The 19,775-nt window shown below is 74.7% G+C and carries 15 protein-coding genes and 1 pseudogene; 5 read left to right on the plus strand and 11 right to left on the minus strand.

The genetic code is table 11. The features are described from left to right. Positions 1 to 19: 19 nt before the first annotated feature. From ACZ6D7_RS24830 to ACZ6D7_RS24840, 3 genes and pseudogenes are all read right to left on the minus strand, one after another. Positions 20 to 1,639 (minus strand): VWA domain-containing protein, encoded by a 1,620-nt coding sequence (locus ACZ6D7_RS24830; protein ID WP_469494608.1) that lies wholly within the window; start codon positions 1,637 to 1,639, stop codon positions 20 to 22. Further along, on the minus strand, positions 1,636 to 3,069 hold the full coding sequence (locus ACZ6D7_RS24835; RefSeq protein ID WP_469494823.1) for a hypothetical protein: 1,434 nt from the start codon (positions 3,067 to 3,069) through the stop codon (positions 1,636 to 1,638). The genes ACZ6D7_RS24830 and ACZ6D7_RS24835 overlap by 4 nt, the downstream gene beginning before the upstream one ends. After that, positions 3,064 to 3,591: pseudogene (locus ACZ6D7_RS24840) on the minus strand (hypothetical protein); the annotation flags it as partial. The gene ACZ6D7_RS24835 and the pseudogene ACZ6D7_RS24840, both read right to left, overlap by 6 nt. 196 nt (positions 3,592 to 3,787) lie before the next feature. Here ACZ6D7_RS24840 and ACZ6D7_RS24845 point away from each other — a divergent pair. Together ACZ6D7_RS24845 and ACZ6D7_RS24850 are read left to right on the plus strand one after the other, a co-directional pair. Then, the gene (locus ACZ6D7_RS24845) at positions 3,788 to 6,046 is read left to right on the plus strand and encodes an ATP-binding protein (RefSeq protein WP_469494612.1); all 2,259 of its coding nucleotides are present in this window, start codon (positions 3,788 to 3,790) and stop codon (positions 6,044 to 6,046) included. Between the two features lie 295 nt (positions 6,047 to 6,341). Next, entirely contained in the window at positions 6,342 to 7,310 is a 969-nt protein-coding gene (locus ACZ6D7_RS24850; RefSeq protein WP_469494615.1) for an AraC-like ligand-binding domain-containing protein, read from the plus strand. 180 nt (positions 7,311 to 7,490) lie between these two features. Here ACZ6D7_RS24850 and ACZ6D7_RS24855 read toward each other — a convergent pair whose 3' ends face one another. The 5 genes from ACZ6D7_RS24855 to ACZ6D7_RS24875 all read right to left on the minus strand — a co-directional run bounded on the left by ACZ6D7_RS24855 (position 7,491) and on the right by ACZ6D7_RS24875 (position 12,164). Continuing rightward, positions 7,491 to 7,853 (minus strand): hypothetical protein, encoded by a 363-nt coding sequence (locus ACZ6D7_RS24855; protein WP_469494616.1) that lies wholly within the window; start codon positions 7,851 to 7,853, stop codon positions 7,491 to 7,493. Positions 7,854 to 7,900: 47 nt separating this feature from the next. After that, positions 7,901 to 9,601 carry an immunity 49 family protein gene (locus ACZ6D7_RS24860; RefSeq protein WP_469494618.1) on the minus strand — a complete coding sequence of 567 codons (1,701 nt, stop codon included), beginning with the start codon at positions 9,599 to 9,601 and terminating at the stop codon, positions 7,901 to 7,903. A gap of 109 nt (positions 9,602 to 9,710) precedes the next feature. Further along, on the minus strand, positions 9,711 to 10,319 hold the full coding sequence (locus ACZ6D7_RS24865; protein WP_469494621.1) for a flavin reductase family protein: 609 nt from the start codon (positions 10,317 to 10,319) through the stop codon (positions 9,711 to 9,713). 36 nt (positions 10,320 to 10,355) lie between these two features. Next, positions 10,356 to 10,796: an Lrp/AsnC family transcriptional regulator gene (locus tag ACZ6D7_RS24870; protein ID WP_469494624.1), complete on the minus strand. Its 441-nt coding sequence runs from the start codon at positions 10,794 to 10,796 to the stop codon at positions 10,356 to 10,358. A gap of 18 nt (positions 10,797 to 10,814) precedes the next feature. After that, complete coding sequence (locus tag ACZ6D7_RS24875) at positions 10,815 to 12,164, minus strand: transaminase (protein ID WP_469494627.1); 1,350 nt, start codon at positions 12,162 to 12,164, stop codon at positions 10,815 to 10,817. Between the two features lie 501 nt (positions 12,165 to 12,665). Here ACZ6D7_RS24875 and ACZ6D7_RS24880 point away from each other — a divergent pair. Together ACZ6D7_RS24880 and ACZ6D7_RS24885 are read left to right on the plus strand one after the other, a co-directional pair. Then, on the plus strand, positions 12,666 to 15,101 hold the full coding sequence (locus ACZ6D7_RS24880) for an NlpC/P60 family protein (protein WP_469494632.1): 2,436 nt from the start codon (positions 12,666 to 12,668) through the stop codon (positions 15,099 to 15,101). A 169-nt stretch (positions 15,102 to 15,270) separates the two neighbouring features. Then, positions 15,271 to 16,455 carry a cytochrome P450 gene (locus ACZ6D7_RS24885; RefSeq protein ID WP_469494634.1) on the plus strand — a complete coding sequence of 395 codons (1,185 nt, stop codon included), beginning with the start codon at positions 15,271 to 15,273 and terminating at the stop codon, positions 16,453 to 16,455. Positions 16,456 to 16,478: 23 nt separating this feature from the next. Here ACZ6D7_RS24885 and ACZ6D7_RS24890 read toward each other — a convergent pair whose 3' ends face one another. Further along, the gene (locus tag ACZ6D7_RS24890; RefSeq protein ID WP_469494640.1) at positions 16,479 to 16,652 is read right to left on the minus strand and encodes a hypothetical protein; all 174 of its coding nucleotides are present in this window, start codon (positions 16,650 to 16,652) and stop codon (positions 16,479 to 16,481) included. A 383-nt stretch (positions 16,653 to 17,035) separates the two neighbouring features. Here ACZ6D7_RS24890 and ACZ6D7_RS24895 point away from each other — a divergent pair, with 383 nt between their 5' ends. Further along, positions 17,036 to 17,710 (plus strand): class I SAM-dependent methyltransferase, encoded by a 675-nt coding sequence (locus tag ACZ6D7_RS24895; RefSeq protein WP_469494647.1) that lies wholly within the window; start codon positions 17,036 to 17,038, stop codon positions 17,708 to 17,710. A gap of 79 nt (positions 17,711 to 17,789) precedes the next feature. Here the strand turns inward: ACZ6D7_RS24895 and ACZ6D7_RS24900 are convergent, their stop codons facing one another. Next, on the minus strand, positions 17,790 to 18,362 hold the full coding sequence (locus ACZ6D7_RS24900; protein ID WP_469494652.1) for a phosphatase PAP2 family protein: 573 nt from the start codon (positions 18,360 to 18,362) through the stop codon (positions 17,790 to 17,792). Next, on the minus strand, positions 18,355 to 19,725 hold the full coding sequence (locus ACZ6D7_RS24905; protein WP_469494825.1) for a diacylglycerol/lipid kinase family protein: 1,371 nt from the start codon (positions 19,723 to 19,725) through the stop codon (positions 18,355 to 18,357). Before ACZ6D7_RS24905 ends, ACZ6D7_RS24900 begins: the two co-directional genes overlap by 8 nt. Between the last annotated feature and the right edge of the window lie 50 nt (positions 19,726 to 19,775).

Genomic DNA, 19,775 nt, shown 5'->3' on the forward strand with positions numbered 1-19,775 from the left:
GGTTGCGGCGATTCGGGGGTCAGCCGAGGAACGACTTGAGTTCCTGGACGAGCTTGCGGATATGACCCGAGAGCACCGGGGTGCCCTGGTCCTTGAAGCGCTCCCGGAACCACGGGTTGACGCTGCCGCGCCCGGAGCTGGTCACCGAGCCGACGGGGATGAACTTCACCCCGGAGCGGTGGAGGGCGGCCATGCTGTCGAACAGGGCCTGGCCGCGCCATTCGTAGAAGTCGGAGATCCACACCACGACCGTGTTGCGGGGCTCGGCGACCTTCGGCTGGGCCAGGGTCATGGCGACCGTGCCGTCGGTGCCGCCGCCGAGGTTGGTGCGCAGCAGCGTCTCGAAGGGGTCGTGCACCCAGGGGGTGAGGTCGAGCGCCTGGGTGTCGTACGCGATCAGGTGGACGTCGACCTTCGGCAGCCCGGCGAAGATCGACGCCAGGATGGTGCAGTTGACCATGGAGTCGACCATGGAGCCCGACTGGTCCACCACGACGATGAGCCGCTGCGGGGTCGTCTTGCGGGCGGTGTGCCGGTAGTAGAGGCGGTCGACGTAGAGGCGTTCCTCTTCGGGGCTGTAATTGGTGAGGTTCTTCCAGATGGTGCGGTCGAGGTCGAGGTTACGGAAGACGCGCTTGGGCGGGATCGAGCGGTCGATGGCGCCGACCGTGGCCTTCTCCACCTGGGTGCGCAGCACTTCGGCGACCTCGTCGACGAAACGGCGGATCAGGGCCTTGGCGTTGGCGAGAGCCACGCCGGAGAGGTTGTTCTTGTCGCGCAGGAGCTGCTCGACGAGCGACATGCTCGGGGTGAGCCGCGCCGCGAGCCGCGGATCGGCGAGCACCTCGCGCAGGTGCATGCGCTTGACGAGGTCGGCCTCCAGGGCGCCCAGTTCGGGGCCGATCGCAGGGATCAGCCGGCTGAGGTCGGGTGTCCTGCCGTTGCCACCGGTACCGGTCGGGCTGACGCCGCCGGGGCCGCCCGGGATGCGGCCGCCGCGCAGGTCGCCGGGGGCGCAGCCGAGGGCGCGCTCCAGCCAGCCGGCGTCGGACTGCCAGCGGGACAGCTGCCCGGCGCTGACGGCTCCGCTGCCGGTGGTGAAGACGTTGAGCAGCACCTTGGAGACCAGCGCGGCACGGCGCACCTCGGCGGCACCGGCACGAGCGGGCTCGGAATCGTCCGCCTCCACGGGATCCGTATCGGCATCGGCTTCCGCCTCCGCGCGATCCGGCTCGGCTTCGGCCGCCTCCACGCCATCGGCTTGGGCATCGGCATCGGCATCGGCATCGGCATCGGCATCGGCATCAGTCTCTGCATCGGCCTCGGCCGCGGCCGCGGTCCCGGCCCCGGCCCCGGTCCCGGTCCCGGTCCCGGTCGCAGTCTCGGCCGCGGTCTCCGTGTCGGTGACCATCAGCCCGTCGAACTCCGCCGCCAGCTCCGGATGGCGCTGCACGATCGAGTCGACCGAGGCCTGCGGGTCCAGCAGTGCGGGCGGCAGGCCGATGTCCTCGACGACGGCGAGGCTGGCCAGCTCCAGCGCGGGCTGCTCCTCGGGGTCGAAGAGACGGGCGAGGAGCCGCCAGTACAGGACCTGTCGGCGGTTGTCGTCGGGCAGGGCTTCCACGAGGTGTTCGCTCATTTCCGCAGCAGCCTTCCCGCCCGTTCCCGCAGGACGGTGACGGCGTCGGTGGCCGCCTTCTCCGCCTTGACGCCGGTCTTGTCGGTGGTGCCGCCGGCCCACGCGCCCGCGTGGAGGGCGACGGGTTTCCTGCGCACGGTCGTCTCGACGGCGAGCGGCTGCACCCGGAACTCCCCGTCGTCCCAGCGCAGCAGGGCGATGCAGGCACCGGAGGCGGCGACGGCGTCGGGGGTGAGCGGGCCGGCCGTCGGGATGCGGTCCGTGTCGACCGTGAGAGTCTGTCCGGCGACCGTGAAGGTGAGCGTGTCGCCCTCCCGCCGGGTGTCGTAGCCCTCCAGGAACACCGGCTCGGCCACGCGCGCGGGGTGGCGGTCCAGCGGGGCCACGGGCGGTGTGGTGGCCGTGGGCAGGGCGACGCGGGCGGTGGTGAGGGCGTCGGCGGGGTCGCCGGGGCGGGCCAGGGCGTCGTCCCAGATCAGGTCACCCTCTTCGGTCAGGGGCATCCCGTCGACGTCCATGGCCCGGCCCTCGCCGAGTGCCGCGAGCAGCGAGAGGTGCGGGCGCAGCAGCTGCCAGACACCGGCGCCGACGACGGTGTCCGGCTTCGGCGCGGAGACGCTCGCGCGGACCAGGCGGGGCGCGCTGCCGTCGGCGGGTTCGAACACGGCGTGCACCTGGGCCTGCGCGGCCGTCGCGTGTTCGTGCAGGTCGACGCCGAGCGGCAGCAGCCGGCCGGTGGCGGGGGCGACGGCGGGCAGATCAGCGGCGCCGGGGCAGGTCAGCAGGAGGGCACGGGACCAGAGGTCGCCCCAGCGGCGGGCCGGGATCCGGTCGAGGGCCGCGCCGGGGCAGGAGGCGGCCAGTTCGGCGGCGAACCCGTCGAGCAGCGTGGCCAGGCGACGCAGTCCGGGCTGGGGAAGCAGCGCGGAGACGATCTGTGCCGCGCCGCCGACCAGCTCGTGGTCGATGCCCTGCCAGCCGGTGCGGGCGAGGTCGGAGAGCCAGGTCCGGGCCGCCGCCAGCAGGTTGACGGTCTGCCGGTCGCCGGCGGCCGGGGGTGCCGGCTCGCCGCGGGTGCGGCCGGTGGACTCGTCGACGCGGGACGTGAGCGCGTCGTGGGCGGCGCCCAGGAGGGCGGTGCGGGCGGCGGCGAGGGCGACGAAGTGGTCCTCGCCGGCGGCACCGGCCGCGGCCTTCTCGGCCGCCTCGGCGACACCGGCGGCCAGCGGGCTGCCGGCGACGGCGCGGGCCAGTTCCACCAGGTCGGCGGCGCGGTCGGGGCGGGGGCGCAGCAGCCCCGAGGCGAGGGTGCGGTCGAAGGCGTCGACCGCCGCCAGGGCCTCGTCGAGCCCGTCCACGGGCGCGGTCAGCAGGCCCGCGCGCTCCTCGCCGCTCGCAGCGGTCTCGCTCGGGGGCGTCTCCGCCGCCACCGCCCGGGTCGGCGGGAACCACTGCATCTCCGGCAACGGTGAGGTGACCGGGGCCAGTTCGAGGTAGGCGAGGTGGCGCAGGAACCTGCTGAAGACGGGCGCGGCGAGCGTCTTGCCGTCCGCCTGCGGCGGACGGGTGGCGGTCATGGCGGCGGTGAGGGCCAGGGCGTCCGTGCCGCCGCCGGCGGGTTCGGCGCGCAGATAGCGGGCGACGCGGTCGGTGCCGTACTGGAGGACCGCCTCGGTGATCAGGGCGCGGATGTGGTTGCAGAACGAGCCGCGGGCACCGCCGCAGGGGCGGTTGTTGTTGGTGCTGCACGCGAAGGCGTACGTGCCGGACGCGACCGACGAGACGTACACCCGCTCGATGTCCGAGCCGCTGGAGACCACCCCTTGGAGGCGTCCGTCGGCCAGTTCGACGAAGGGGACCTTGGCGAGCTTGCGTGGCCGCGCGGGTGGCACCACCCGGGCCGTGCTCGACTTCTCCCAGTCCGACAACGCACCATCTCCTTCGCGGCGCATGGCTGCGCACGCCGAAATCGGCGCAGCACACGGGGGGTGTCGCGGCCGATCGCCGCGACATCAAGGAACTTACCGGCGACCACTGACAACGCCGTCCGCGTCCTGGTGGGCCCGGGGCTCACCGGTCCGCCTCTCCTAGAATTCGGATGATCACGCCGGGGGCGACGGTAGGGCACGGCGAGGAGAAAGGGCGGGGTTGAGCGGGGAGCGGGCGGCGTTCGGAGCGCTGCTACGGGAGTTGAGGCTGGCCGCCTCGCAGACCATCGAGGGGCTGGCGGAGGTCTCGGGGGTGAGTGTGCGGGGCATCGGGGACCTGGAGCGGGGGCGGCGGGCCGCTCCGCAGCGGCGTACGGTCGCCGCGCTGGCGGACGGCCTGGGCCTGGACGAGAAGGCCCGGGAGCGGCTGCTCACGGCCGCGCGGGCCGGTCGTACGCCGGGCTACAGCCCGGTGGGGGTGCGGGCGTTCCCGCGCGGCATCGACGACTTCGTGGGCCGGGAACCGGAGGTGGCGCGGCTGGTGGCCCTCGCGGAGCGGGGTTCCGCCGGGCAGCCGCTGGTGGTGGCGGTGTCCGGGCCGCCGGGGGCGGGCAAGACCACGCTCGCGCTGCACGCCGCCCGCCGGCTCGCCGACCGGTTCCCGGACGGGCAGTTGGTGCTGGACCTGTGCGGCACGGACGACGATCCGCCGGGCCCGGCCGAGTTGGTGCTCAGCGTGCTCAGGGCGCTCCAGGTGGCCGACCGGGACCTCGCCAAGTCCGGTCCGCAGGGCCATCTCCCCCTGTTCAGGCGGCTGCTGGCCGAGCGGCGCTGTCTGCTGGTGCTGGACAACGCGCGCGACGAGGGCCAGGTGCGTCCGCTGCTGCCGGCCGCGGGCGCCGGCATGGTGGTGGTGACGAGCCGGCGCATGCTGACCGGGTTGGACAGTGTGTACCGGCTGCCGCTCGGGGAGCTGAGCCCGCGGGAGGCGGCCGTGTTCCTGGCCTCCCTGGTCGGGGCCGACCGTGCCGCCGCGGACCCGGCGGCGCTCGCGGACGTCGCGGAGCGCTGCGGGCATCTGCCGCTCGCCCTGCGGGTGGCGGGCAACTGGCTGGCCACCCGCACCGGTTGGACCGTGCGCCGGCTCGCCGACCGGCTGGCCGCCGAGGACCGGCGCCTGGACGCGCTGGCCGCCGGGGACGTCCGGGTGGCGGCCGCCTTCGACCTGTCGTACCGTCAGCTCACCCCCGCCGCCGCCCGGTTGTTCCGGCGGCTCGCGCTGCTGCCGGGCCCGGACACCGGGGCCGCGGCCGCCGCCCGGCTGACCGGTCAGCCGGTGTTCGACGCCGAGGACACGCTGGAGGAGCTGGTCGAGACGGGCCTGCTGGGCACGGACGGCGACCGGTACCGGCTGCACGACCTGCTGCGGCTGTACGCCCGTACCCGGCTGGCGGCCGAGGAGAGACCCGAGGACACGGAACACGCCCGCGCGGACCTGTACCAGTGGCTGCTGGAGACGACCGTGGTGGCGGGCCGCTGGTTCGAGCCGGACCACGGTGCTCCGCCGCCGTCCTGGCGAGGCACGGTCGATCTGTCGACCGCGGAGAAGGCCCGGGAGTGGCTCCAGGCGCAGGGCGCCCACTGGCTGTCCGCACTGCGCGCGGCCGCGACCGCCGGCGACCACGCGACCGTGGTGGAGGTGGCGGAGGCGCTGCACTGGTTCTCCGACCAGTGGATCTTCTGGGGGCACTGGCCCGAGGTCTTCGGTACGGCGGCCCGCTGCGCCCGGGCCCTGGGCGATCCGGTGCTGGAGGCGACGCAGCTGAACTACCACGCCTGGGCGCTGCTCATGTGCGAGGACCGTCCCCGGGACAGCCTCGCGCGCTCCACCGAGGCGCTGGCCGTCGCCGAGCGGGCCGCCGACGGGCGACAGCGGGCGTGGGCCCACTTCTATCGCGGCTGGGCCCTCCACCGGCTCGACGACCACGCGCCGGGCGCCGACCACATGCGCCGTGCCGCACGGCTGTTCGAGGACGTGGGCGAGCTGCACGGCAGCCTTCAGGCCCGGCACGGGCACGCCATGTTCCTGGTGGCGAACGGCCGGTCCGAGGAGGCGGCGCGCGCCGCCTATCGGCACACGCTCTCGTTCCTGGAGCGGGTCAGCGGCCGGCTGGAACCGCACATCGCCGACTTCACCCGGATCGGGCTGCACGCGGGCCTGGGCGACAGCTACGCGCGGTCGCAGCGGTGGCCGGAGGCCGTCCACCAGCTGAGCACGGCCGTGGCGATCTGCCGGGAGAGCGGCAACACCGCGCTGGAGAGCCGGCATCTGGTGCATCTGGGCAAGGCGCTGCGGTCCGCCGGCCGGACGGCCGAGGCCCGGGTCGCGTTGACGCGCTGTGTCTCGCTGGGTCTCGACGCCGACCCGCGGCGCGTCACCGAAGCCCGCGGCCTCCTCGCCCGCCTCGACGCCGACTGACCCGGCCCTCCCGTGCCGTGCCGCCGCGACACGGCACGGGGTACCGGGGTGGGTCGCCGTCGGGCGGGCGAGGTTCCCCTCGCCGTGCCGTCCATCCTGGCCCCGTCCGTTCCCCGCGTCTTGCCCGTGAGCGCACCGCGCCGTTCCCTCCGCGCACCGCCGCCGGGGTGCGCGTTTCTGCCTGCTTCCTGCCTGGAGGCCGCCGTAGGCCGCTGCTTGGCTGAGGCCGGGCGGGGAGACCGGGCCGCCACCCGTCCATGCTCTCCGCCCGTCGCACGGTGGAGAGGAGAGCCAGGTGGCCCTGGTGTGTACGACGGCTTCGGTTCCCGACGGGGAGAAACTCACGTACTGGCGTGACGCGCTGGGCCGGGCGCTGGTGCCGATGGCCGTCACCGCGCGCGGGGACGGCCCGTTCTCGGGGCGGATCGCGACGGACCGGCTGGGCTGGCTGCGCGTGTCCACGGTCGACGCGGACGCCCAGCGTCACAGCCGTACCTCCGCGCACATCGCCCGCTCGGCGGCGGACTACGTGGCGGTCGGGGTCCAGACGGCGGGCACGGCGACGCTGTTCCAGGACGGCCGGCGCGCCCTGGTGGGCGAGGGCGACCTCATGGTCTACGACACGGCACGGCCGTACGCGCTCGACTATCCGGGGCGGTTCTCCGCCCGGGTGGTGCACATGCCGCGGCGGGCGGTGGGGCTGCCCGAGGAGGAGCTGCGGCGGGTCACCGGCACCGCGGTCGCCGGCACGGACGGCTTCGGCTCGCTGCTGGCGTCCTTCCTGACCGGGCTGACCTCCTCGGTGCCGCCGTGCTCACCGGCCGTCGCGGCCCGGCTGGCCACCAGTGTCGTGGACCTGTTCGCCACGCTGGTGAACGAGCGGACCGCGGACGACGGGCCGCGCGAGGCGGACCCGCACCATCACCTGATGCCGCGCATCCGGGACCACATCGACCGCCACCTGGGGGATCCCGAGCTGTCCCCGCAGAGCGTGGCGGCCGCCCACCACATCTCCGTGCGCTATCTGCACCGGCTGTTCGAGGACGAGGGGATCACCGTGGGACGGCTGATCCAGCGGCGCCGGCTGGAGGAGTGCGCCCGTGAGCTGGCCCGGCCCGGTCCGGCGACGCCCACGGTGTCGGCGGTCGCCCAGCGGTGGGGTTTCGCCAATCCCGCCCATTTCAGCCGGGTCTTCCGCGCGGCCTACGGGCTCTCCCCGCGCGAGTGGCGCGGCTCCGGCGGCAGGCTGCCGCTCGCGGGCTGACCTCGGCGGGCCCCGACCGGGCGCCGGGGCCACCGATCAGTTTCGGCGTGACCTGATGCGAGGTGTGGGGTCCATGCGAGGTGTGGGGTCCATGCGAAGTGTGGGGTCCATGCGAGGTGTGGGGGTCCTGCTCACCCGGCGCACCCCGGACCCCGTCGCCTCAGCTCACCCGCGCGGGGCTCAGCCCCGCCGGACACGGCCCCGGCCCGCCGTCCACGCGCACAGCAGGACCACTCCGGCGACCCCGGCGACCGCGGCCGCTCCCGTGCCGAGGCCGACAGTGTTGCGGGAGCGCCAGGCGAGCACCGAGCCGGTGGAGCAGGCGGACAGCGCCGACCCCGCGCTCAGCCAGGACCCCACCGACGCCACGGACGTGGCGGAGCCGATCGAGCCCACGGACAGCGCGCTGCCCACCGAGCCGATCGAGAGGAAGCTGCCCACGGAGCCGACGGAGAGGAACGAGCCGACCGAACCGATCGACAGTGCCGAGTCCTTCGACCACAGCGAGCCCCAGGAACCGTCACCGCTGCCTCGCATCGTCATGATCCGAGCATACGGCCGGATGATCCGAACGTCCGGCCGTCCCGCGCTCAGGTGTCGAACTCGCCGTACCACGACCGTTCGACGAGGTGCTTCGGCAGATACGGCGACGTGGTGTCGACCGGGAGTCCGATGTCATGGGCGAGGCAGGCCAGCGCGAGGAGGCCCAGGGGGACGCGGCCGCGCGGGTCGGCGGAGCCCTCGTAGTAGACGGCGTGGTGGGCGAGGCCCTCGGCGAGCGCCCCGGCGAACTCCTCCGGCTGCCGGGTGAGGACCCGGTGGAAGACGGCGACGGGCTGGTAGTCGACGAGGTTCAGGAACTCCGCCGGGGTGCGGGGCGCCAGATGGGGGTGGGAGGACTCCATGGTGGCGACCAGCCGGGGCACGATGTCATTCGCCGGAACGCGCCCCAGGTACGCCTGGAGGGTGTCGATCCAGTGGAAGAGGTAGTCGTCCTCGTCGGGGCTCGCCCGGCGCAGCTCCTCCAGCGGCACCTGGCGCAGCGTCTCCAGCCGGTCGTGCTCGCGACAGACGAGGGCGAGCCAGCAGGCGTCGAGCCAGGCGCGGGCATCGGCGTGCGGGGCGGGGCCGGTGGCGGGCAGGGTGTGCACCCGGTCGCCGATCCGGCATCGGACGGTGCCCTCGCGGGCGAGGGCGGAGGTGAAGAGGGCGCCGCCTATCTGCAGGGCGGTGACCCAGGCCTCCCAGGTCTCGAGCTTCCCGGCGTCCGGGTCGTCGGCGCAGTGTGTGAGGGCCTCGGCGACGGCGGTCCGCAGGGCGGGCCGGAAGGCGCCCGGGTCCTGCGCGAGCCGTCCGGTCAGCTCCGTGAGGCTGGGCGTGTCGTCTGCGCGGCCCCCGCCGCCGTGCAGACTCCGCATCAGGTCCAGCAGTTCCTGGGGCGGGGCGACCGACAGGGCCCGGGTGTCGTGGTCGAAGGCGGTGATGCACTCCAGCCGCCCCTGGTGCCACCAGTACAGCCGGGGCGTGAGCGAGCCGGGACCGTCCTGGTAGGCGCCGAAAGCGTACGCGCCCAGGTCGTTGACCGCGTCGACGACCGTGCCGTCCACGATCGGGTGGAAGGCCAGCAGGTGCCGGGTCGGTACGGCGACCAGCGCGCCGGCCTCCGGGAGGTCGCGTCCGGTGACCGCGCGGGCCACCTCCGGCAGGGTCAGGGCCCGGCCGGCGACGAAGTGGGAGGCGCCGTGGACGGAGTGCAGCAGGGCCCCGGACGGGGTGCGGACCTCGGTGTGCTCGTAGGGGTCGGCCAGCAGGTTGGCCCGCGCCGCGTTCCACAGCTCCTCGCCCCCGGCCCGCACCACGTCGTCGTCGCCGAGGATCCGCACGGAGTCGGGCGCGTCCAGCGCCAGGGCGGCGACGAGGTCCTCGGCGACCGGGCGGACGTACCGGAACCGGTGGGCCGCGTCGGCCGGCAGGGCGTCGGGGGGCAGCAGTCGCAGGTAGGTGTGGCGCAGCAGCTGCCCGGCGTCCTCGTCGCCGCGGGAGGCGTTCTCCAGGCGGGTGAAGTGCTGGCGGACGAGGTCGGGCCAGTCCGCCTCGGGCAGGTCACGGCACCAGCGGGCCAGGTTGACGAGCGGGTGGCGGTGGCCGTCGTACTCGACGGCGTCCGTGGTGACCGCCGGCCGGGTGCCGTGGCGGGCGGCGAAGTGGTCGGCCGTGAGGGCGCGCAGGCGGTCGGCCTGGGACACGGTGAGTGAGGGCAGATGGATGTCGGGCGTGTCGAACTGATTCACATGATCACTCTACGGAGGCGGGGCCAGGGTGATCCGCGCGCGGTCCGGGGCCGTCCCCACCCGGATCCACCCCGCATCCACGCGGATCCGCCCCGAACCCGCTCGGGCGTCAGTCCTTCGGCCAGTCGCGGTAGGCGATACGCGCCAGGTCGTGGACCTCCCCGACCGTGCCCCACTCGTTGCGGCCCAGCCGGGCGAGGGGCTTCAGCCTGCGGATGTCGGGGAGTCCGTCGACGACGGCGTCCTCGCGTACGGAGGCGTGCACGACCTGGCCGAGAACCAGCGTGGAGTTGCCGATGCCGAGGGTGGAGTGCAGCCGGCACTCCAGGGCCACGGGCGAGGCGGCCACGCGGGGCGGCTTCACGAGCAGGGAGGGTTCCCGCTCGATGCCGACCGCCTCGAACTCGCCCTCGTGCGCCGGGAAGTCGGTGGCGCTGGCGTTGATCTGCTCGAAGAGCGGCTCGGGGGCGAAGTTCACGACGAACTCGCCCGTGGCCTCGACGTTGCGCAGCGAGTCCTTGCGGCCGACGGAGGTGAACTGCACGATCGGCGGGTCGGTGCAGGCGACCGTGAAGAAGGAGTGCGGGGCGAGGTTGGCGGTCTCGCCGTCGGCGGCCAGGGTCGACACCCAGGCGATCGGCCGGGGGACGACGACGGCGGTCAGCAGCCGGTAGAAGGCTCCCGCGCCCAGGGACTCGGGATCGTAGTCAACGCGCATGCCGGCCATTCTCCACCCCGGAGCGACCGGGAGGTCTCAGCCCACGTCCCACAGGAAGCGGTGGGTGTGGATGGCGAAGTAGGGGAAGGACTGGACGCCGGCCACGCCCTCGGTCTGCCGGACGGTGTCGTTGACGAAGTCGAGGAGGTCCTTGGCGGTGGGGCTGACGACCTCGGCGAAGAGGTCGAAGCCGCCGGAGGTGAACACCGAGTAGACGACCTCCGGGTGGGCGGCGAGCGCGTCGGCCACGGGGCGCGGGTCGCCGTCGGCGGTGATGCCGAGGAGGGCCATGGCCTGGCCGCCCATGGCCATCGGGTCGGTGACGCCGACGACCTGGACGGCACGGGAGTCCAGCAGCCGCTGGAGACGCTGGCGGGCGGCGGAGGCGGACAGTCCGACCCGGGGGCCGAGGTCGGCGTACGCGATGCGTCCGTCGGTCTGCAGCTCGCGCAGGATGGCCCGGTCGATCTCGTCCACGCGAGACTCCTTGGGGGTTCAGCCGGCCAGTTCGGCCAGGGCGGCGGCGAACAGCCCGGTGTGGGTGTCGACGTCCTGTTCGGTGGTGTCGGGGCACATCAGGGCCATGTTGTGGAACGGGGTGAGCAGGATGCCCCGGTTGGCCAGGTAGAGGTGGAGGAAGTCCTCCAGCTCGGTGTCCCCGACAGCCGCCGCCTCGGTGCCGGTGCGGGGCGCGGGAGCGGTGAACCGGTACTCGGTGCGGGCGCCCAGACGGCTGACCGACCAGGGCAGGGCGTGCGCCTCGATGCCCGCGCGCACCCCGGCCTCGAAGCGCTCCGCGAGCCGGTGCATCCGGGCGAACGCCTCGTCGGTCAGGACGTGTTCGAGGGTGGCCCGGGTCGCGGCGACGGACAGCGCGTTGCCGGCGAGGGTGCCGCCGACGCCGCCCATGTCGACGAGGTCCAGGTCGGCGCGGCCCAGCAGCCGGTCGGCGAGGTCGGCGGAGAGGCCGTAGGCACCGGCCGGGATGCCGCCGCCGATGGCCTTGCCGATGGTCAGGACGTCCGGCTCCAGGCCCCAGGCGGCGGTGCAGCCGCCGGGACCGGCGGAGAAGGTGTGCGTCTCGTCGTTGATCAGAAGCGTGCCGTGCCGGCGGGTCAGTTCGCGCACGCCCTCCAGGTAGCCGGGTTCGGGCAGCACGATGCCGATGTTGGTGAGGGCGGGTTCCATCAGGACGGCGGCCACGTCGCCGTGCGCGAGTTCCCGCTCCAGCTGGTCCAGGTCGTTGAACTCGGCGACCCGGCTGGTGAGGGTGACCTCGCAGGGGGCGCCGACGTTGCCGGGGCGGGCGGCGCCGTGGCCGTCGGGGACGGTCACGATCAGGGACTCGTCGACGCTGCCGTGGTAGCAGTAGCTGTTGACCAGGATCTTCGGGCGGCCGGTGACGGCCCGGGCGAGCCGGATCGCCCAGCGGTTGGCGTCGGTCGCGGTCAGCGCGAAGCTCCAGCGGGTCGGCCCGAACCGCCGGGTCAGCTCGGCGCCGACCCATTCCGCGTCCTGCGTGGGGAGCATCGCCGTGGCGCCCCCGAGGTCCGTGAAGCGGTGGTGTACGGCGTCGGCGACGGCGGCCGGCGAGTGGCCCGCCATGGCGCCGGTGTCGCCGAGGCAGAAGTCGATGTACTCGTGCCCGTCGATGTCCCGGACGCGGGCGCCGCGCGCGGAGTCCAGGTACCGGGGGAAGGCGCCGGCCGTCTTGTTCATCCAGGTCATCGGCACCCGGCCGAAGAGGTGGTCGGCCTCGGCGTAGGCGGCACGGGAGCGGGGGTTGGCCCGCTCGGCCTCCGCGCTCTCGCGGGCCAGCAGCTGACGCAGTCGGGCACGGTCCATGGCACACCCCGGCTCGGGAGGACGAGTGAATCGCCACGACGCTACGCGCGAAAGCGCAGGAATCGCAAGATCCGACGATCGAATCGATCGTCACGGCGCGCGATTCGATCGTCGGGCTTGAGGGCGGCGGCGCCGAGCGGGGAACAGCGGAGGCGGGACCATCGCACACGCGGGCACCGGGCGTTCCCGGAGTGCGGAGCGGGAGACGAAGGTCACGGATACGTATCGGACATTTAACACTTCAATCTTCACACGGGCCACACAAGTTGGTTAGTTTGACGCACAGGCCGCACGACCTACTCCGGCGAACCCCGCCGGGCCGCGCGGCCTCCGCCGAGTCCGTGGCACTCTTGGGTGCGGCCGGATCCGGGAAGCGAACCAGCACCCGGGGTGGACGGCTCAACCGCCCGGCAGGGCAAGGAGCTTGAGGCGCGCCCGATCCGCGGGGCGCCCAGGTCCACCGCCCCTCGGCCGGCGGAGCACGGAAGGAGTACGTCTTCCATGGCGACGGAGGTCGGCGAGCCCAGCAAGGCGGAGGTCCAGCAGGCCGTCAGCGCGTTGTACGACCGGGCCGAGAACGACACCGGCAGGTTCAACGCCACTCGCGCCAGGTCGAACGCGGGCCGCAGGGCCACCGGCGGCGGGCGTGGGACGGGCGACGCCTCCTTGGACTCCGTGGCCCGGCAGTGGTTCGACATGGTCCGCAACAGCGTCGGCCCGACCCTCGCCGCCACCCTGCCCGCCGACCGTATGCCCGAGCGTCCCGCCCTGCCCGCGCGCGCGTCCAGGGACGAACGCCCCGCCGGTGGCGGGGGGATACGTGAACTGGAGTCCGGACGGCGCCTCGAACTGGAGGCCCCCGAGCGGCGCGTTCCCGAACTGACCGGGCGCGGCGCCATCGCCGCGCTGCCCGCCGCCGCGCCCGCCGCACTGCCCGCCGCGCCCCGCCCGATGCCGCCCCAACTGACCGCCGGACAGCCCGGGGACACGGCGGAGCAGCAGGCGTACCGCGCCGAGGCCGCGGCGGCCTGGGCGGGCACCCCCTCCCCCGCCGCGACCGGCACCGACCCGCTGACCGACACCGGCGGCATGCTCCCGATCCCCGACGGCGGCCTCACGGCGCCGAACTCCGGCTTCGCGGCACCGGCTCCGGCTCCGGCTCCGGCTCCGGCGTACGCGACGCAGGGGGGCGGCACGGCGGCACCGGCGGGCGGCTACGCGACGCAGGGCGGCGACGGAGCGGCACTGCCCAACGGCATGGCCTTGCCGGTGGGCGGTATGACGGCATCCATGGGCGATGTGACGGCACTCGCGGGCGGTGTGACGGCGCCCATGGGCGAGTACGCGACGCCGACGGGAGGCCTGCCGGCACCGGCAGGCGGCTTCGCCGACCCGGCGGGCGGCCTCACCGCGCCGCAGCTGGGCGAGTACGCGACCCCGGCCGGGGGCATCGCAACCCCCACGGGCGGCTTCGCCGCGGCGCCCGGCCTCACGGCCCCGGCGGGCGAGTACGCGACGCCGGCCGGCGGCACACCGGCACCCGCGGGCGGCTTCGCCGACCCGGCGAGCCGCCTCATGACACCGGGAGCCGGCCCGACGGAACCGGCGAACGAGTACGCGGCGACCGCCCTGATGGCACCGGTGGCCGACTACGCGGCCCCCGCAGGCGCCATGGCAGCACCCATGGACGCCTTCGCCGCACCCACCGGCAGCCCCGTGGCACCCACCGCCGCATACGCGACACAGGGAGTCGACCTGACGGCAGCGATGGCCGAGTACGCGGCCCCCACGGGCGGCTTCGCAGGCCCCGTGGACGGCTTCGCGGCACCGGTCGGCGGCCTCATGGCACCCCCGGCCGCATACGCGACACAGGGAGCCGGCCCGACGGCACCGGTGGCCGACTACGCGGCCCCCACGGGCGGCTTCGCAGGCCCCGTGGACGGCTTCGCGGCACCGGTCGGCGGCCTCATGGCACCCCCGGCCGCATACGCGACACAGGGAGCCGGCCCGACGGCACCGGTGGCCGACTACGCGGCCCCCACGGGCGGCTTCGCAGCACCGGCAGGCGGCTTCGCCACGGCCGCGAGCGCGGGCGCCCTCATGGCGCCCTCGGCCGGCTTCGCGGCGCCCCAGCCCGAGCTGGGCGGCGCCCGTCCCGCGTCCGGGTTCCCCACGTCCGAGTTCGGCTTCGCCTCCCCCGTGGTGGCAGCCGCACAGGCTTCCATGGCCGCTCAGGCCTCCATGACCGCTCAGGCTTCCATGGCCGCACAGGCCCCCGTCGCCGCGCCGGCAGGCATGCCCGCACCGGCACCGGTGGCCACCCCGGCCCCCTCCCCCGGCCTCCCCGGCCCCGAACTCGGTCTCCCGGCCCAGATGTCCGGCTACCCGACGTCCCAGCTCGCCGCCACCGCCGCCATGCCCACGCTCCCGGCCCCCGACCTCGCGGGCGGCGTCGGGACGCCCGCGACGGGATTCCTGACAGCCCCGCTCGCCGCCCCCGCCGCCCCCCTGCCCGACCCGGGGCTCCCGCCCGTCGCGCCCACGGGCGCCACCGCCAGTGCCACCGGCACGGCGTACCTCGGGAAGGCCGACAAGGCGCTGGCCTTCGCGCGTGCGCAGATCGGGCGGCCCTGTGTGTGGGGCGCCACGGGACCGGAGTCGTACGACCCCTCCGGCCTCAACCAGGCCGCCTGGAAGGCCGCCGGGGTGTCCCTGCCGCGCGCCACGCTCGACCAGGCGCGGGACTTCCCCCGGGTCGGTCTCGACGAACTGCGGCCCGGGGACCTGGTCTTCTTCCACGACGACCTCAGCCACACCGGCCTGGTCTCGGGCAGCGGCATGATGATCCACGCCCCACGGCCGGGCGCGGCCATCCGCGAGGAACCGATCCTGACCGTCGGCGAGGACGCCCTGCGCGGCGCGGTACGCCCCTCCTGACCCGGGCCGAGGACCAACGGGTCCCAGTACCCGGTGGCTCACCCGCCGCACGCCCACCGCACGCCCACACCCCACGGCGCTCGACGCGCGTGGCCGGAAGTGACGCATCGCGGGAGCCGTCCGCGCGGTCACACTGGCGTCCGGTCCGGCGAACGGGAGGGTGGTCAGGGTGGGGGACGCGCAGGAGACCGTACGGAAGGTCGACCGGGGGTCGGGGCGGCCCGGGTGTCCGGTGAGCCGCGGTGCGGACGGGACGTGGCGGGTGAGCGGGTACGCGGCCGCCCGTGAGGTGCTGCGCGGCACGGAGACCGTGCAGGCGGGCCTCGGGATCGAGACGGTGGAGAAGCTGCCGTCCCGGATCCGCCGCCCCGTGCTGTACCAGGACGGTCCGGGCCATCGCGAGCAGCGTCGCCAGACCGCCCGGTTCTTCACGCCCCGGCGGGTGGACGAGCACTACCGCGAGCTGATGACACGGGTCGCCGAGGAGCAGGTCGCGGTGGTGCGGCGGGCCGGGCACGCGCAGCTGTCCGATCTGAGCTTCACCATGGCGATCGAGGTGGTGCGGGAGATCATCGGGCTCACGCACAGCCGCCCGGGGCTGAAGCGGCGGCTGGAGAGCTTCTTCCCCGAGAAGTTCGGGCGGCCGGGGCTGACGAGCGCGCACGGCCTGTACTGGCTGGTCCGGCAGAACGTGAACTGGCTGCGCATCCACCTCGCCGACGTCCGCCCGGCGATCCGCGCGCACCGCCGCCGGCAGCGGGACGACCTGATCGGCCATCTGCTGGCCGACGGGTGCTCGGACGCGGAGATCCTCGGCGAGTGCCTGACCTACGCGGCGGCCGGCATGGTCACCACGCGTGAGTTCATCTGTGTCGCCGCCTGGCATCTGTTCGACGATCCGGCGCTGCTGGAGCGGTACCGCGCGGCGGACGAACCGGAGCGGCTCGCGCTGCTCCAGGAGATCCTGCGGCTGGAGCCGGTCGTGGGCCGCCTGTCCCGCCGGACCACCGGGCCTGTGGAGGTCGGCGGGGTCCGGGTGGGGACGGGTGAGGTGATCACCGTCCACGTGGACGAGGTCAACGCCGATCCGGAGGTCGTGGGAGGCGATCCGGAGCTGCTGCGCCCGGGCCGGGTGCTGGGGCTGGGTCCGGGGGCGGCCGGGCTGGCATTCGGGGACGGCGCCCACCGCTGCCCGGGCGCGGGGGTCGCCGTACTGGAGGCCGACGTCCTGCTCGGCAGGCTCTTCGCGCTGGACGGGCTGCGCATGACCGGGGTGCCGCGGGTGTCGTTCAAGGACGACATCGGCGGCTACGAGATCCGGGACCTGACCGTGGCCCTGCCCGCGCGGCGGTGAGCGGCGAACCGCCTCGGATCGGCTCAGCTCAGCTCGGTGCCGGGGCGCATCTGGGCCCTCCTGGCGTTGTTGTAGGCGCGCAGGAGGAGTTTGGAGACCGCGCACCGCGCGTTGTCGTAATGACACTGGCGGCAGGTGCGCATGTGCTCCTCGTAGGCGGCGCGGGCCTCGTGCAGAGCTTCCTCGGGAGAGGGCATGGGGGGTCCTCCGAACGGTACGACGACTGGCGGGGGCCTTGCTACTTGCGAGTAGGCCTCCCATCAGACGGCAGTTGATCATGTTACTTACGGTAGTGGGAACTCGGATTCCGGCCGCCCCCGGGAACCGCCCCCGCCGCGCGGCGAGAATCGGCCAGTTCGGGGGCCACGGACGGGCGAGGGAGGACTGACGCGGTGGCGAGCCGGACGGCACGAGCACGCGGCGGAGCAGCGATCGATCGCGCCACGGTCCTCGAACGGTTGCGCTCCGTAGCGATCACGGCCGAGCGGAGCGGTCGCGAGGACCGCTCGCGCACGGGTACGGCCGGGCCGGGCGGAGCCGTGTTCCGGTGCCGTTGTGAGGTGCCGTCAGGGATGGAAGGATGCGCGGACCTGCACTGCGGAGCGACGGGAGGACCGCCTTGACCGGCGAGGACGACGGGCGGCGTGCGGCGGCGGTGTTCGACGCGCTGGGGTCCGTGTACGAGAAGGCGTTCGCGCACTCGGAGGCGCACCGCGCGTCCCTGGACTGGCTCCTGGGGCGGCTCGCGCCGGGCGGCCGGGTGCTGGACGTCGGCAGCGGGACCGGTCGGCCGACCGCGCAGACCCTGGTGGCGGCCGGCCATGACGTGCTGGGCGTCGACGTCTCCCCCGTGATGGTGGACCTCGCCGCCCGGCAGGTCCCCGGGGCCGTCTTCCGCTGTGCCGATGTGTGGGAACTCCCGCTGGAGGAGGGCTCGTTCGACGCGGTCTGCGTGTACTTCTCGCTGCTCCAGATGGACCGCGCGCGGCAGGCCGGGCTGCTCGGCCGGCTCGCGCGGGCGCTGGTGCCGGGCGGCGCCCTGGTGCTCGCCACCGTGCCCCTGGACGTGGAGGGCGTGGACGCCGTCTTCATGGGGCAGCCGGTGCGCGTGACGAGCTTCACCGGCGAGGATCTCGCCGGCGTGGTGCGGGGCGCGGGCCTGACCGTGCTGGCCGAGGAGAACGTGCTGTTCACCCCCGACCATCCCGAGGCCGTGCCCGAACCCCACCTCTTCCTGTACTGCGAGCGGGCGTAGCGGGCGCTCTACCCGTACTGCGAGCGGGCGTGGCGGTCGACGTCTTCCTTGTTCTACCGCGCGCGGGCGTAGCGGTCCGTCAGGCGTCGGCGCGGGCCGCGAGCGCCACGACCAGGGCTGCGGACCCGGTGCCGAGCAGGGCCCCGGCCACGACGTCGCCCGGGTAGTGGACCCCGGTGTGGACCCGCGAGTAGCCCACCGCGCAGGCCAGCAGGCCCAGCGGGACGGCGGCGGCCGGGAAGGCCGGGCCGACAGCGGCCGCGAAGGCGACGGCCGAGGCGGTGTGCCCGGAGGGGAAGGACGCGGAGTCCGGCATCGGCACATGGCGGCCCGGGAACGGCGAGTCCTCCGAACGGTGCGGCCGAGGCCGGCGTACCAGCCGCTTGCCGAGCAGGTTGGCGGTGGCCGAGGCGACGCCGACGGCCGCGACGCCCAGGAGGGCGGCCCGGCGCGGGCGGCCCCCGCACAGGGCCAGGCCGGTGGCGACCGCGAAGGAGATCTTGGAGTGGTCGGCGGCCGCGGACAGCCGGCGCAGCGCGGTGTCCAGGGTGGGCGTTCTGGTGATCGTGACCGTTTCGTACAGGGCCTGGTCCATGGTCGCGAGGTCGCGGACGAGACTCAGGGCGGAGATTTTCTGCCGGCGGTCAGACATCGTAGGCATCCTTGATGGTACGGGGATCGGGGTGGCCGAGGGCGAGGCGGACGATCCGCCGCCAGTCGACCGTGGGAGGCGCGTAGGCGGCGCCCGGACGGTGCCGGGGCACCCGGACCCGGAGCGCGCCGGGCCGGATCGTGCACACGACCGGGGTGGGCAGGTCGAGGGCCTCGCCGTCCACGGCGACCGGGATGGTGTCCTGGCCGGCCTCGACGACCACGCGGCGGGAGGTGAGCGAGGTGATGCCGCTGGCCCGTTCGCCGAGCAGCACCAGTTCGGCGGCCTGGGCGGGTCCCTCGACCCGGAGGCCGATCACGCCGAGCAGGCCCGTGTCGAGCCGGTGCCGGCGGCCGCCGCCCAGCGGGTCGGCGCGGGCGTAGGGGTTGTTGCTGACCAGCAGGGCCTGCGGCGCGTGGATCCGGGACTCGTCCGCCTGGACGACCAGGGTCGTGCCGGCCGCGCCCTGGAGCAGGTCGGGCAGGTGCTCCAGGGCGGTGGCGGCCTTGGCATCGCGGTACTCGGGGCTGCGCACTATCTCGGCGTACGCCCCGAAGGAGACGGTGTTGACGAAGGCCCGCCCGCCGACGTCGCCGAGGTCGACGCGGAGTTCGACGCCGTGGGTGAGGGCGTCGAGGCTGAGCACCGGGTCGGTGCGGTCCAGACCGAGGTCCATGGCGAAGTGGTTGCGGGTGCCGGCGGCGACGACCAGGAACGGCAGGTCGTGCTCGGCGGCCACGGCCGCCACCAGCGCCTGGGTGCCGTCGCCGCCCGCGACGCCGAGCAGGTCCGCGCCCTCGGCTATGGCCCGCCGGGCCTCCGCCACGGGGTCGGTGTAGCCGCCGTCGGTGCCGAGCAGCACCACGCGCGCGCCCAGCGCCTCCGCCCGCTCGACGAGGCCGTGCTTGACGACCTTGCCGCCGCCCGACTTCACGTTCATGATCAGCACCGGTTGGCGGGGCGGCAGGACCTTGCGCCCGTGCGTGCCCTTGGGACGGCGCACGCTGCGCAGGGAGGCGCGGGCCGAGGCGAGGGCGGCCGCCCAGAGCGCCAGCGCGCCCACCGCGATCACCCACAGGCCCGACGCGGCGTACAGCACCAGCACGCCGATCGGCGCGGTGACGGCGAGCAGCCCGCCCAGCAGCCGGGGCCCGCCCCGGTGTGCCAGCATCCACCACACACCCGCCCCGGCGAGGCCGAGGCCGGCGAGGCCGACGAGCAGGACCAGCCAGCCGCTGGCGCCGGAGCCGCCCGCCACGACGGCGGCGCAGCCGGCGACCAGGACCAGGGCGACCCGGGCCCAGCGCCGTGCGCGGACGACGGCGTCGTGGCTGGTCCGGCCGATCGGCCAGGGTCTTGTCAGAGCAGTCCTGCGTGTCTCGTTCACCGTGCGCCCGCCATGCCCCGGGGTCC

It is taken from the genome of Streptomyces sp. NPDC041784, assembly GCF_055591025.1.

Bases quoted from the DNA above. Each gene is read 5' to 3' on its own strand.
- ACZ6D7_RS24895 (WP_469494647.1), top strand. From the start codon at position 17,036: ATGCGCGGACCTGCACTGCGGAGCGACGGGAGGACCGCCTTGACCGGC.
- ACZ6D7_RS24865 (WP_469494621.1), bottom strand. From the start codon at position 10,319: ATGCGCGTTGACTACGATCCCGAGTCCCTGGGCGCGGGAGCCTTCTAC.
- ACZ6D7_RS24855 (WP_469494616.1), bottom strand. From the start codon at position 7,853: ATGACGATGCGAGGCAGCGGTGACGGTTCCTGGGGCTCGCTGTGGTCG.
- ACZ6D7_RS24830 (WP_469494608.1), bottom strand. From the start codon at position 1,639: ATGAGCGAACACCTCGTGGAAGCCCTGCCCGACGACAACCGCCGACAG.
- ACZ6D7_RS24875 (WP_469494627.1), bottom strand. From the start codon at position 12,164: ATGGACCGTGCCCGACTGCGTCAGCTGCTGGCCCGCGAGAGCGCGGAG.
- ACZ6D7_RS24880 (WP_469494632.1), top strand. From the start codon at position 12,666: ATGGCGACGGAGGTCGGCGAGCCCAGCAAGGCGGAGGTCCAGCAGGCC.
- ACZ6D7_RS24900 (WP_469494652.1), bottom strand. From the start codon at position 18,362: ATGTCTGACCGCCGGCAGAAAATCTCCGCCCTGAGTCTCGTCCGCGAC.
- ACZ6D7_RS24890 (WP_469494640.1), bottom strand. From the start codon at position 16,652: ATGCCCTCTCCCGAGGAAGCTCTGCACGAGGCCCGCGCCGCCTACGAG.